Origin of the sequence: Thermococcus celericrescens (assembly GCF_001484195.1) — an archaeon.
Taxonomy (GTDB): domain Archaea; phylum Methanobacteriota_B; class Thermococci; order Thermococcales; family Thermococcaceae; genus Thermococcus; species Thermococcus celericrescens.
Map to the genome: position 1 here is coordinate 1 of NZ_LLYW01000053.1, position 11824 is coordinate 11824.

Sequence of the window (11824 nt, forward strand, 5' to 3'; positions counted from 1 at the left end):
GGAGGAGGTCAGCAGTATGCTGGTAAAGGTTTGCGAGAAGTTGAAGATGAACTAAAGGGAAGAAGGGCATCAGCCCTTCAGAACCTCAACTATCTGCTCCGCGACCTGGACGCCGGCCCTCATCTGGGCCTCGACAGTCGAGGCGCCGATGTGGGGGGTCAGGACAACGTTGTCGAAGCTTGGTGAGCGGGTGGTCGGCCGGGAGCGGCTCCTCCTCGAAGACGTCGAGGCCGGCACCGGCAATCCAGCCTTCCTGAAGGGCCTTAACGAGAGCCTCAGTATCGATGACCGCTCCCCTCGCCGCGTTTATGAGTATGGCGGTCGGCTTCATCAGCCTAAGCCTCTCCTCGTTTATTAGGTGGTGGGTAGCTTCGATGAGGGGAACGTGGAGGGTGACAACGTCGCTCTCCCTGAGGAGGTCCTCAAGGGATGTGAAGGTTCCACCGACTTCCCTGGCCCTCTCTTCGTTCGGATATGGGTCGTAGAGCAGGACGTTCATGCCGAGGGCGCGGGCTATCTTGGCGACCTCGTAGCCTATCCTTCCAAAGCCGACGACTCCGAGGGTCTTGCCCTCAAGCTCGATTCCCATGGCCTGCTTCTTGGCCCAGGTTCCCTCGCGCATCTTCCTGTCGGCAAAGGCAACCTTCCTGGCCACGTTGAACATAAGCGCAACGGCGAGTTCAGCGACGCTCCTGCTCGAGGCGCCGGGGCTGTTCACGACCTTTATTCCGCGCTCCTTGGCGGCCTCAAGATCGATGTTGTCCAGACCGACGCCGGCCCTTCCGATGACCTTGAGCTTCGGGGCAGCCTCGATGACCTTGCGGGTCACCTTCGGCTTGCTCCTGACGACTATAGCCTCAACGTCCCCGACGAGCTCCAGAAGGCGGGCCTCATCGGGATACTCTTCATAAACAATTTCAAAGCCTGCGTTCTTCAGAACGTCGATTGCCTTCTCGTGCAGCGGTGCCGCAACCAAAACCTTCACCATTTCCATCACCTCATCCTCTTCTCTTTATCGCCATGAGCATGACCTGATCCGACGCGTCCTCGGCGCGGTCGGCTATGTCACCTATCTTCGTCAGTATCTGGTTCCAGACGAGCTTTGCGTAGGTCGTAACGGTCTCGCTCTCAAAAACCTTGCCCTTGACGTCGTACTCAACCTCGTCGGCTATCTCCTCGGCATCCTCCACAGCCTTGGCCAGCTCTATCGCCCTGTCAACGTCCGAGTTCATAGCGTTCACCGCCTGAACGAGAACCCCGTAGGTCTCAACGGCGGACTCCACGAGCCTCAGGATTTCCGCCCTCAGCTCCTTCGGAACCTTCGGCTTGGCCAGTATGAGGGTGTGGGCCGCGCTCTCCGCGGCATCGGCGACCTGGTCAATGAGCTCGCTCAGCCTTACATAGTCCCCCCTGTTGGCGGGCAGAAAGGCACCCTCGTAGAGCATCGTCTCTATGCCCCTCCTGAGAGTGTCGGCCTTGCTCTCCAGCTGGTCAACCTCCCTCTCAAAGGCCCTGGCCCTCTCAAAGTCACCGTTGAGGTAAGCATCAACCAGCTCCCTGAAGGCAACAAGAGACTCGCTGACGACCTCAAGGTGCTCGTCTATGGCTTCAAAAACGCTGCTCTCCTTACCTCCGAATATGGGCATCTTCGACCCCTCCAGTCTAAACTTCACCGCCTGGTTTATTTAGATTTTCCCTTGCTTTGATCAGGGCCCACAAAAGCTCGTTTCTGGGGGCCTCCAGACCTACGGAGTGGGCGTACTCCACTATCTTTCCATGGATGTAGTCCACCTCGGTCCTCTTACCGCGCCGTATATCCTGGAGCGTTGAGTTGTAGTTCTCCCGCGTCCGCTCTATCGTATCCCAGAGGAGCTCCAGGGGGTGTATTTCGAACTCCACACCCAGCTTCTGGGCCACGAGGCATCCCTCGCGCGCCAGGTCCACGGACACCGCTTCGAGATAGGGGTCATCCTTCAGCGCACCGTTCTTCACTCCCAGAACAGTTCCAAGACCGTTGATGACGGAGTTGACTATGGCCTTCGCCCACTTCCAGCCGATAACGTGCTCCGTAACGGACGTTTCAAGGCCCGCAGCTCTGAAAACTTCGGCCACCCTTTCCACGAAGGGATCAGCCCCCGTCGGGTACCTCCCAATAACCGTGAGTCCGCGCCCGGTCCAGCGCACGTGGCCCCACTCAACGAGCATGGCACCGTTCGTGGTCACCCCGCCGATGACCTTTCCTGTCACCTTAAGGGCCAGCTCCTCGTTGCCGAGGCCGTTCTGCACGCTGAGTATCCACGTATCTGGCCCTATGCCTCCCCTGGCGCACTCCAGGGCTACCTTCGTAGAGTACGACTTCGTGGCCAGAATCAGCAGGTCCGGCGGCTCATCTGGGGCGGTGAGGCTGGCCCGGGGATGAACCGTGAACTCCTCAACCCCCGAGACGTGCAGACCGTTCTCGTTTATCGCCCTCACCTGGTTTTCCCTTCCTATCAGGGTGACCTCGTTCCCCGCCCGCGAGAGGAGCGCGCCAAAAAGAGAGCCTATGCTTCCGGCCCCGAGCACGTAAATCTTCATCCCACCACCGCAACCGTTTAAAGCCCTACCCTTAAAGCGTTACCGATGGGATTATGTTGAGCGTTGAGAAGTTTCGGATAGCAGACAGAGACGTCTGGATAGCTGTGCTTTTTGAGGACGGGATTCAGGGGATAACCTTCGCGCTGGATGGGGAGCAGTTCGAGAGGAACCTCGACCGCCTCACGGGCTTTCTGAGGAGAAGGGGTGTGGACATCAGTACCGGACGCGGAAGGTCGGACTACCCCATCCTCGTCAGGGACGTCATCATCGGCAGGGTGGGCAACGCCGAAATTCTACCGGAGCTCTCCTTTGAGGGCGTAACGGCCTTTGAAAGGAGAGTTTACGAGTGGCTCACGAAAAACGTTAAAAGAGGGAGTGTTATAACGTATGGTGGCCTTGCCAGGGCCATTAGTACGTCACCGCGGGCCATAGGCGGGGCGATGAGGAGGAACCCCTACCCCATCGTTGTTCCCTGTCATCGCGTCGTTGCCCACGACGGCATCGGCTACTACACGCCACGACTGGACGAAAAGGTCTTCCTGCTCAAAATCGAGGGGGTGGAAGAATGGACAAGCTCAAAGCGTACCTGATCGGTTTCCTGATAGCAGTTGTAGCGATAGCCGCTGGAATAGTCTGGTACGGCGGCTGGAAGCTGCTGCTCCAGGTGATACTCACCCTCGGCTTCCTCGGCGTCACTCTGATGCTGCTCTTCTTCACCGGACTGACGCTCTACGCCGAGAGCTGGAAGTACGGGGCGATACTCGCGATATTCACCGCTGTGAGCGGCTACGGCCTCTACCTGAGCGCCACTTGGCGGAGCCTCAACGTCGTCGCCGGAATAATCGTCTTCTTCATAGCGATCGTCGCCTTTGGAATCTGGTACATCAGCGAACCCGACCTCGGTCTCGCGGACCGCTTCCGTTCGGCTGAGAAGCTGGAGCGGGCGGGCAAGTACAAAGCTGCAGCAAGGAAGTACGAGAAGGCCGGGAACTACCTGAAGGCGGCCGAGATGTACGAGAAGCTCGGCTGGATGGAGAGCGCTGCCTGGGCCTACGAGAAAGCCGAGAAGTACGAGAAGGCCGCCGAGATATACGAGGCCCTCTACGACAAGGAAAAGGACACCTACTACCTGAAGGAGGCCCACGAGTACTGGAAGAAGGCCGGAAACATGGAACGGGCCGCTAAAGCCCTCGAGCGCTACGCCGAGGAGGAGCCCTGGTTCTGGGAAGACGTGGCAAAGCTCTACGAGGAGCTGGGCAACGAGGAGAAGGCCAGGGAGGCATGGGAGAGGGCCCTGGAGTACTACCAGAAGGAGGCCCAGGAGGAGGGCGTCTTTTACGAGGACGTCGGTAACATCGCCAGGAGGCTCGGGAAGGAGGAGCTCGCCAGGGAAGCCTACGAGAAGTTCCTCGAGTACTGCCTGAAGGAGGCGGAGCAGGACCCTATGTGGTGGAAGCACGTGGCTGAGGCCTACGACTACCTGGGCGAGAAGGAGAAGGCGGAAGAGGCCAGAAAGAGGTACGAGGAGTACAGGGCGAAGATAATGCGGGCCAACGAGGAAACCTCGAATTTCCCTGGGGAGAAAGAGGAGTAATCCCTGACTAGTACACCTCTCCCGTTTCCTCCAATTCCTCGAGTTCTTTCGCTATTTCCCTCTCCATTCTCTCCGCGTACCTCTCCATCCAGTCGAAGAAGAACCAGGCCGCTAGGAGAATCAGGGCTACCGCCAAGAAGCCGAATACAACCTAGAAGTCCGTGGGAACGGTCCGGGGGATGTACGGCATGCTCCCACCGAAAGGGATTTTGCGGAGCACCTGAAAAACTTTGCCAACCTTTTTAAAATCCGAGGGGAACTCTCCCCAGGTGGTAGCGATGATGGGGATGAACCCGCGGCAGATGAAGAAGCTCATGCGCCAGATGGGCATCAAGATGGAGGAGCTCGAGGGGGTTGAGGAAGTCATAATCAGGATGGAGAACAAGGAGATAGTCCTCAAGGAGCCAGTCATTACGATAATAACCGCGCAGGGCGAGAAGAGCTATCAGATCGTCCCAGGAAGTGAGGAGGTCAGGGCCATCGTAAGGGTCTCGGAAGAGGACGTCCAGCTCGTCATGGAGCAGACCGGCGTCGATTACGAGACAGCAAAAAAGGCCCTCGAAGAGGCAAACGGCGACCTCGCGGAGGCGATACTGAAGCTGACGGAGGAATGAGCCAGACCAAAGAAGAGAACAAAACAAAAACGTCGAGGTTCACTCCTCTCCCTTCTCCTTCTGGAAGGTCTCTATGGCCTTCATGAGCGGTATGAGGTGCATCAGGGCAGGACCACCGGCCATGAGAACCGCAACGAGACCCGCCTCGATAAGCTCCTCGGGCTTTGCACCGGCGGCCAGGGCCTTCTGAGTGTGGAGGTATATGCACCACTCGCAGCCCGCGGATATGCCGAGGGCGAGGGCTATGAGCTCCTTCTCGCGCGTCGTCAGGGCCTTGTTGTCGAGGGTCTCCCTGAGGAACCTCGAGAAGGCCGATATCTCCTTCGGGTGCTGTTTACCCAGCCTGTCGAGGAGCTCCTCTATCTCCCCAAGTTTGACGTTAACATCGTCGTAATCCATAGGGATCACCATATAAAGCTAAAAAAGGACTATCTTAAAGGCATTTCCAAAACGAAAGGTTCAGAACTAGGTGTGGACCACGACACCGCTCTGACGGAGGCGGAGGATGTCATCAATGACGTCTATGAGGGAAGCGATTATCTCATCGTACTTCCCGCCATCCATACCGTACACTGTTTTAAGCCGGTCTTTAAGCTCGAAAAGCAACTCCTCATCTAGATCCACGAGCCGCTGGGCCTCCCTGGCGAGGAATCTAAGCACAACCCCCCTGGCATCGTCCCGCTCAAGGAGCTGAAACATGACACCCATTGTTGACCTTAGGAAGACCTCATCCTGAACCTTATCGGTGATTCTGGAGAGGAGTTCTAGCGCACCCTCTATATCTCGTGGATGGGTCGATTTAAGGAGCACGTTAAGGAGGGACGCGAAAAACTTCTGGGTTCCCGGGTAAAGCGTGTAGATATCCGCCAGAACCTCCGCCGCGGTTTCCCTGGCCCACGGGTTTTTGCTCTTCAGAAACTCCCCCAAGACGGGCAGTATGCTGTAGGCATCGGAGGGGGTCAGGTACTGGGCAAGTCTGGAGACTATCCACAGGGCGTCCATTCTTCTGGTGTAGTCCTCGTCCTCCAGCATCCCGAGAACCCGGCCCATAACCTCCGGATCCATCTTGGCGAGTTCAGCCACGATCTCGGGTTTTCCAGCATCGAGAAGCCGGTCGATGTCTTTCGCGCTGTACTGACTGGCGGTCATGCTCTTTGTAATGTCCTCAGTGTCCTTTATGGCCTTATCAACACCCGCTGACTTCTCAAGCTTTTCGAGGACCTGAGCCGCACGGATACCGAGTTTAACGTCTCCCCTGAGCCGTTTAATGCCGTTGATGGCCTTCAACTTATTTCTCATGCTGAGCTTGTCGGAGCGAGACAGAAGTCTGTCCATGGACATAACCGCCCTCTCGACAACGTATGGGTCTGGATGAGAAAGAAGGTCCGCCATCTTATCGAATACCTCGTTTAAAACCTTGGTGTCTTCAGTCTTGCTGGCCATCTCGGTCAGGGCAGTTATCGCGGCACCCTGGACTTCACGCTTTTTGCTTGAGCCTATGAGGGAGAACAGCCAGCCTATCAAACGATAGGCCAGCTTTGCAAACTTTGCACCCACCTTACCCAGTCCCTCTGAGGCGTATTCACTGAGTATCGGAATGCCTGATTTGATGACATCCATAAGTGCATCTGTGATTCTACCGTACTCCTCCTCGGTAAGCTGACCCCGCTCAAGAAGGGCGTTCAGAACCTCCAGCGCCTTGAGGGCAACCCTCTCATTATCGTCCCTAGTCAGGGAGATTATTCCATCCAATGCAGCGGAGAGCCAACTCTGGGAGAGTCCATCTTCCCCGACCATATCAAGAAGAACCTGAAGGGCGTTGGCCCTCACATGGGGGTTATCGTCCGACAGCAGCTCCAGAAGAACCTGAAAAGCGCTGTCGTACTCGGATGCAAGTTCACGAACCTCCCGCAGGTGCCAGGCCAGGAGGTCTTTACGCATGCCCGCCTTGTTAACCACAAGCTCCCCGCCGCCTAAAGCCATCAAGGTCAGCCAATACATCATCAGCGTCACCCTGGAATATTAGATTACACTCCGATTTAAGGGTTCCCTCAACGCCCGCTACTCAAATCGAACCTGTCGTGCGGGAAATGGTGCCATAATCAAACATCAAACACAGCCGGGAGGCGCAAAACTATTAACCCCCAAAGAAAAGTGGGAACAGAATGAAGGCTATAGGCGTAATAAGAAAATCCAGGCGGGACAGGGTCAGCCGCGAGGAGTTCGAGGAGCTGCTGAGAAGCGCTGGCTATGAGGTAGTGGCGATACTCGAGCAGAACAGGGAGGAGCATCCGAAGTACAACATCGGAAAGGGGAAGCTGGAGGAGCTCAAGGAGCTGGTTCGGGAGCTGGAACCGGACAAGGTGGTGTTCGCCAACAAACTTAGTCCGGGCCAGGCGTACAACCTCTGGAAGGAGCTCCACGTTGAAGTCATCGACCGCTGGCAGCTCGTTCTCGAAATCTTCGAGAAACGCGCCCACTCAAAGGAGGCCAAGCTCCAGGTGGAGCTGGCGAGCCTCCAGTACGAGGTTCCGCTCGTGAAGGAGGCCATCAGAAGGATAAAGCTTGGCGACAGGGCGGGTTTCAAGGGAATGGGCGAGTACCAGACCCAGCAGTACCTCAAGCACATCCGCTACCGAATGGGCCGGATAAGAAGGGAGCTGGAGAGGGTCAAAGCCGATAGAGAGGTGAAACGGAAGCGCCGCGAGGAGGTCGGCTTCATACTGGTGGCCCTTGCCGGCTACACCAACGCAGGGAAATCGACCCTTCTCAACGCCCTCGCCGGGGAGGATATAGAGGCGAGGAACCAGATGTTCACCACCCTGGACACGACGACGAGGCGCTTCAAGCTCGGCGGGAAGAGGGTTCTCGTCACCGATACTGTGGGCTTCATCGACGGCCTGCCACCGTTCATAGTCGAGGCCTTCCACTCGACGCTCGAGGAGATAGTAAAGGCGGACATAATCCTGCTCGTCCTGGATGCGAGCGAGCCCTGGGGGGAGATAAGAAGAAAATTCATGGCGTCCCTGGGCGTCCTGAGGGAGCTGAAAACCCTGGACAGACCGATGGTGGTTGCACTCAACAAGATGGACCTGACCAGCAGGGAAGACGTCCGCGACAAGGCCGAGAGGGTGAGGGAGATAGCGGAGGAGAGGGGCATAAACCTCCGCCGCGTGGTATCAATCTCCGCGAAGCTGGGGGAGCTTGAGGAGCTTTACGGTGCACTCGAGGATGCCGTGCTGACCCTGCCAAAGTACGGGGCCTTTGAGATAAGGGTGGGCGAGCCGGAGAAGGTGCCGCAGGTCATGGCCCTGATAAACGCCATCGGCGAGGTTCTAAACGTGGAATACGGCGAGGAGACCAGAATAGAGGCCTACATACAGACGGGGATGATAAAGGAGCTGACGAGGCTCGGCGTGGGGATACGGAGATTAAACCAGCCCCACAAGGGCGAAGGCCTTAAAGATGGCCAGTGAGAGTATCACTGCCGTGAGGGGGGTCGCGACCCACCCGAAGACTATATCCCTGATAACCGATTTCTCAACGCCCCGGCCGGCGAGGAGGCCCACTCCCACCACGCCCCCGACTATGGACTGGCTCGAGCTTACCGGAAGGCCGAAGAAGTTGGCGAGGCTGACTGCGATGGCGGAGCCAAACTGGGCGGCGAAGGCTGAGATCGGGCCAAGGGCCGTTATCTTCTTCCCAACGGTGTTCATCACCGCGTAGCTGAAGGTGAGGGCACCGAGGGAGAGCGCTATCGCCCCGAATATCCCGGCCACCTTCGGCTCCATGAAGCCCGCGCCGACGAGGGGTCCGGAGGCGTTGGCCACCTCGTTGGTTCCGAAGTTGAAGGCCATGTAGGAGCCGCCGAGTATCGCCAGGGCCTTGTAGAGGGATTCGACAGTCGAGACGCTCCTGATCCTCGACACCACCAGAGAATAGAACCTGTACAGAACTATCGCAAGCAGACCCGAGAGCACGGGGGGAGACGACCCATGCGGCGGCGATTTTGGTGAGGGTGTACCAGTTCACAGGGGCGTGGGTGGCTAGGCCGACTCCGATGACGCCCCCGACTATGGCCTGGGTCGTGGAGACCGGGAGCCCCTTGACCGTCGCTATCGTGACCCAGACCCCCGCCGCGAGGAGGGCTATGACGGCCATCTCCATCGTGAGGTAGCCCTCCGGCACTATGCCCTTCCCGACGGTCTTCATAACCTTGTATCCCCTGAGGTAGGCCCCCATGAGGACGAATATTGCTATCGTGAGCGTGGCCTGGCGGAAGCTCAGTATTCCAGCCCCAACCGCGGTGCCCATGGAGTTGGCGGAATCGTTGGAGCCTATGTTCCAGGCAATGTAGAAAGCCACCGCAACAGCCGCCACCGCCAGGCCATCCATTTTAACCACCACTATATAGACTATATACCTGCGTGGGGTTTGCGGACTTAAAAATTTAGCGGGCGAACTTTTTTCGAGAAACGATGACCGCTTTTTACCATTGACGACTGACAACGTTCACGCCTACCCAAAGACAGCTGCCGAAGGGAGCTTAAGCCAATACCGAAACTTAAATAAATGCATTGGATGAATAAACTTTGACAAATTTAAGGAGGCAGAGAAGATGATCGAGATTCGTTTTCACGGTAGAGGTGGACAGGGTGCCGTTACCGCTGCCAACATACTAGCCTCAGCTGCTTTCCTTGAGGGCAAGTACGTCCAGGCGTTCCCGTTCTTCGGTGTTGAGAGGCGTGGAGCGCCGGTTACGGCTTTCACCAGGATCGACGAGAAGCCGATAAGGATCAAGACCCAGATCTACGAGCCGGACATAGTGGTCGTCCTCGACCCGAGCCTTCTCGACACCGTCGACGTTACCGCCGGTCTCAAGGACGGCGGAATAGTCATCGTCAACACCGAGAAGAGCAAGGAGGAGGTCCTTGAGAAGCTCAAGAAGAAGCCGGCCAAGCTCGCCCTCGTTGACGCCACCACCATAGCCCTCGACGTCCTCGGACTGCCGATCACCAACACCTCGATCCTCGGTGCGGTCTCCAAGGCCACCGGTGTCGTCAGCCTCGAGCACGTCCAGAAGGCCATCCAGGACGTCTTCTCCGGTGCCCTCGGAGAGAAGAACGCCAAGGCCGCAGAGGAAGCCTTCAACAAGACCGTTATCTACGAGCTCTGATCTTCTTTCCTTACCCTTAATTCAAGCAAGGTGGTGATAAGGTTGAACACGCTGTTCGGTGAAAAGAAAGAAGGGGCCACCAAAATCGTCCTCAAGAGCGTGGACGAGTATCCCGAGGCCCCAGTGAGTCTGGGGACAACTCTCAGCAACTTCACGGGAGACTGGAGGACCTTCATCCCGGTCATCGACGACGAGAAGTGCGTTAAGTGCTACATCTGCTGGAAGTTCTGCCCGGAGCCGGCCATATTCATCCGCGAGGACGGCTACGTGGGAGTTGATTATGACTACTGTAAGGGCTGCGGCATCTGTGCGAACGAGTGCCCGACCAAAGCGATAACCATGGAGAAAGAGGAGAAGTGAGGTGTTGAGCATGGAGTACAAGCCGATTAGGAAGGTTGTGAGCGGCAACTACGCGGCCGCTTACGCCGCCAAGCACGCCCGCGTTGAGGTTGTGGCGGCTTACCCGATCACCCCTCAGACGAGCATCATCGAGAAGATAGCCGAGTTCATAGCCAACGGAGAGGTTGAGAACCTCGAGTACGTGGCCGTTGAGAGCGAGCACTCGGCCATGGCAGCGTGCATTGGAGCGAGCGCGGCAGGGGCGAGGACCTTCACCGCCACCTCGGCCCAAGGTCTGGCTTTGATGCACGAGATGCTCCACTGGGCGAGCGGCGCGAGACTTCCTGTGGTCATGGTCGACGTCAACCGTGCCATGGCTCCTCCGTGGAGCGTCTGGGACGACCAGACCGACAGCCTTGCTCAGCGCGACACCGGCTGGATGCAGTTCTACGCCGAGAACAACCAGGAGGTCTACGACGGCGTCCTCATGGCCTTTAAGATAGCCGAGACCGTTAACCTTCCCGCGATGGTGATTGAGAGCGCCTTCATACTGAGCCACACCTACGACGTCGTCGAGATGATACCGCAGGAGCTCGTTGACGAGTTCCTTCCGCCGAGGAAGCCGCTCTACACCATCACGGACTTTGACAACCCGATATCCGTGGGTGCCCTCGGAACCCCGGCCGACTACTACGAGTTCCGCTACAAGATACAGAAGGCCATGGAGGAAGCCAAGAAGGTCATCCACGAGGTCGGCAAAGAGTTCGGCGAGCGCTTTGGACGGGACTACAGCCAGATGATAGAGCTCTACAGGACTGACGACGCAGACTTCGTCTTCATGGGTATGGGTTCACTCATGGGAACCGTCAAGCAGGCGGTTGACGTCCTCCGCGAGGAGGGCTACAAGGTAGGCGCCGCCAAGGTCCGCTGGTTCAGGCCGTTCCCGAGCGAAGAGCTCTACGAGCTTGCCAAGAACGTGAAGGGAATAGCTGTCCTCGACAGGAACTTCTCCTTCGGCCAGGAGGGCATACTCTTCAACGAGGCCAAGGGAGTCCTCTACAACACCGACGCCCACCCGATCATAAAGAACTACATCGTCGGCCTCGGAGGCAGGGACTTCACGGTCGCCGACGTCAGGAAGATAGCCGAGAACATGAAGGCAATCATCGATAAGGGAGAGCTTGATGTAGAGGTGGACTGGTACCACCTTAAGAGGTGAGAAAGATGGAGATTCCCGAGAACGTTAAGAAGAGGTTGAGCATTCCAGCTGATGAGCACTTTTACGCAGGCCACACCGCCTGCCAGGGATGTGGCGCTGCCCTTGGACTTCGCTACGTGCTCAAGACCTACGGCAAGAAGACCATCTTCACAATCCCCGCGTGCTGTTCGACCATCATAGCAGGTGCGTGGCCGTACTCAACCCTCGACGCCCCGCTCTTCCACACGGCCTTTGAGACCACCGGTGCCGTCATGAGCGGTATCGAGGCAGCCCTCAAGGTCAAGGGCTACAAGGTCAAGGGCGAG

12 protein-coding genes and 3 pseudogenes are annotated in these 11824 nt (G+C 57.5%); 8 read left to right on the top strand and 7 right to left on the bottom strand.

The features are described from left to right. Positions 1 to 69: 69 nt before the first annotated feature. From APY94_RS12280 to APY94_RS12290, 3 genes and pseudogenes are all read right to left on the bottom strand, one after another. Positions 70 to 985: pseudogene (locus APY94_RS12280) on the bottom strand (hydroxyacid dehydrogenase). A 13-nt stretch (positions 986 to 998) separates the two neighbouring features. Beyond that, positions 999 to 1646: a TIGR00153 family protein gene (locus APY94_RS12285; protein ID WP_058939896.1), complete on the bottom strand. Its 648-nt coding sequence runs from the start codon at positions 1644 to 1646 to the stop codon at positions 999 to 1001. A gap of 16 nt (positions 1647 to 1662) precedes the next feature. After that, entirely contained in the window at positions 1663 to 2577 is a 915-nt protein-coding gene (locus APY94_RS12290) for a 2-dehydropantoate 2-reductase (RefSeq protein ID WP_058939897.1), read from the bottom strand. Between the two features lie 53 nt (positions 2578 to 2630). Between APY94_RS12290 and otg the strand changes: the two genes are divergently transcribed. Continuing rightward, complete coding sequence (otg, locus tag APY94_RS12295) at positions 2631 to 3167, top strand: methylated-DNA--protein-cysteine methyltransferase (protein ID WP_058939898.1); 537 nt, start codon at positions 2631 to 2633, stop codon at positions 3165 to 3167. Further along, positions 3143 to 4171, top strand: coding sequence for a tetratricopeptide repeat protein (locus tag APY94_RS12300; protein WP_058939899.1), 1029 nt, complete (start codon positions 3143 to 3145; stop codon positions 4169 to 4171). Before otg ends, APY94_RS12300 begins: the two co-directional genes overlap by 25 nt. Before the next feature lie 7 nt (positions 4172 to 4178). Here the strand turns inward: APY94_RS12300 and APY94_RS13905 are convergent, their stop codons facing one another. Next, positions 4179 to 4307 carry a hypothetical protein gene (locus tag APY94_RS13905; protein WP_281176052.1) on the bottom strand — a complete coding sequence of 43 codons (129 nt, stop codon included), beginning with the start codon at positions 4305 to 4307 and terminating at the stop codon, positions 4179 to 4181. A 142-nt stretch (positions 4308 to 4449) separates the two neighbouring features. Between APY94_RS13905 and APY94_RS12305 the strand changes: the two genes are divergently transcribed. Further along, on the top strand, positions 4450 to 4785 hold the full coding sequence (locus APY94_RS12305; protein ID WP_058939900.1) for a nascent polypeptide-associated complex protein: 336 nt from the start codon (positions 4450 to 4452) through the stop codon (positions 4783 to 4785). Positions 4786 to 4824: 39 nt separating this feature from the next. Here APY94_RS12305 and APY94_RS12310 read toward each other — a convergent pair whose 3' ends face one another. After that, positions 4825 to 5196, bottom strand: a complete 372-nt coding sequence (locus APY94_RS12310; protein WP_245610478.1) for a carboxymuconolactone decarboxylase family protein — start codon at positions 5194 to 5196, stop codon at positions 4825 to 4827. A 54-nt stretch (positions 5197 to 5250) separates the two neighbouring features. Further along, positions 5251 to 6789, bottom strand: a complete 1539-nt coding sequence (locus APY94_RS12315) for a HEAT repeat domain-containing protein (RefSeq protein ID WP_058939902.1) — start codon at positions 6787 to 6789, stop codon at positions 5251 to 5253. A 161-nt stretch (positions 6790 to 6950) separates the two neighbouring features. On the opposite strand from APY94_RS12315, the gene hflX reads away from it, so the two are divergent. Further along, complete coding sequence (gene hflX / locus APY94_RS12320) at positions 6951 to 8261, top strand: GTPase HflX (protein WP_058939903.1); 1311 nt, start codon at positions 6951 to 6953, stop codon at positions 8259 to 8261. Here the strand turns inward: hflX and APY94_RS12325 are convergent. Next, positions 8217 to 9180: pseudogene (locus tag APY94_RS12325) on the bottom strand (anion permease). The gene hflX and the pseudogene APY94_RS12325 sit on opposite strands and share 45 nt — an antisense overlap. A 223-nt stretch (positions 9181 to 9403) precedes the next feature. Between APY94_RS12325 and APY94_RS12330 the strand changes: the two are divergent. From APY94_RS12330 to APY94_RS12345, 4 genes and pseudogenes are all read left to right on the top strand, one after another. After that, entirely contained in the window at positions 9404 to 9961 is a 558-nt protein-coding gene (locus tag APY94_RS12330; protein WP_058939904.1) for a pyruvate/ketoisovalerate ferredoxin oxidoreductase subunit gamma, read from the top strand. A 42-nt stretch (positions 9962 to 10003) separates the two neighbouring features. Next, complete coding sequence (locus tag APY94_RS12335; protein ID WP_058939905.1) at positions 10004 to 10321, top strand: 3-methyl-2-oxobutanoate dehydrogenase subunit delta; 318 nt, start codon at positions 10004 to 10006, stop codon at positions 10319 to 10321. Between the two features lie 10 nt (positions 10322 to 10331). Further along, complete coding sequence (gene porA / locus APY94_RS12340) at positions 10332 to 11519, top strand: pyruvate ferredoxin oxidoreductase (RefSeq protein ID WP_058939906.1); 1188 nt, start codon at positions 10332 to 10334, stop codon at positions 11517 to 11519. A gap of 5 nt (positions 11520 to 11524) precedes the next feature. Beyond that, positions 11525 to 11824 (top strand): annotated as a pseudogene (locus APY94_RS12345) (pyruvate synthase subunit beta); the annotation flags it as partial.

What these genes read in the sequence shown, in the direction of transcription:
- APY94_RS12285 (WP_058939896.1), bottom strand. Translation starts at nt 1,646, where the DNA reads ATGCCCATATTCGGAGGTAAGGAGAGCAGCGTTTTTGAAGCCATAGAC.
- APY94_RS12290 (WP_058939897.1), bottom strand. Translation starts at nt 2,577, where the DNA reads ATGAAGATTTACGTGCTCGGGGCCGGAAGCATAGGCTCTCTTTTTGGC.
- otg (WP_058939898.1), top strand. Translation starts at nt 2,631, where the DNA reads ATGTTGAGCGTTGAGAAGTTTCGGATAGCAGACAGAGACGTCTGGATA.
- APY94_RS12300 (WP_058939899.1), top strand. Translation starts at nt 3,143, where the DNA reads ATGGACAAGCTCAAAGCGTACCTGATCGGTTTCCTGATAGCAGTTGTA.
- APY94_RS12305 (WP_058939900.1), top strand. Translation starts at nt 4,450, where the DNA reads ATGATGGGGATGAACCCGCGGCAGATGAAGAAGCTCATGCGCCAGATG.
- APY94_RS12310 (WP_245610478.1), bottom strand. Translation starts at nt 5,196, where the DNA reads ATGGTGATCCCTATGGATTACGACGATGTTAACGTCAAACTTGGGGAG.
- APY94_RS12315 (WP_058939902.1), bottom strand. Translation starts at nt 6,789, where the DNA reads ATGATGTATTGGCTGACCTTGATGGCTTTAGGCGGCGGGGAGCTTGTG.
- hflX (WP_058939903.1), top strand. Translation starts at nt 6,951, where the DNA reads ATGAAGGCTATAGGCGTAATAAGAAAATCCAGGCGGGACAGGGTCAGC.
- APY94_RS12330 (WP_058939904.1), top strand. Translation starts at nt 9,404, where the DNA reads ATGATCGAGATTCGTTTTCACGGTAGAGGTGGACAGGGTGCCGTTACC.
- porA (WP_058939906.1), top strand. Translation starts at nt 10,332, where the DNA reads ATGGAGTACAAGCCGATTAGGAAGGTTGTGAGCGGCAACTACGCGGCC.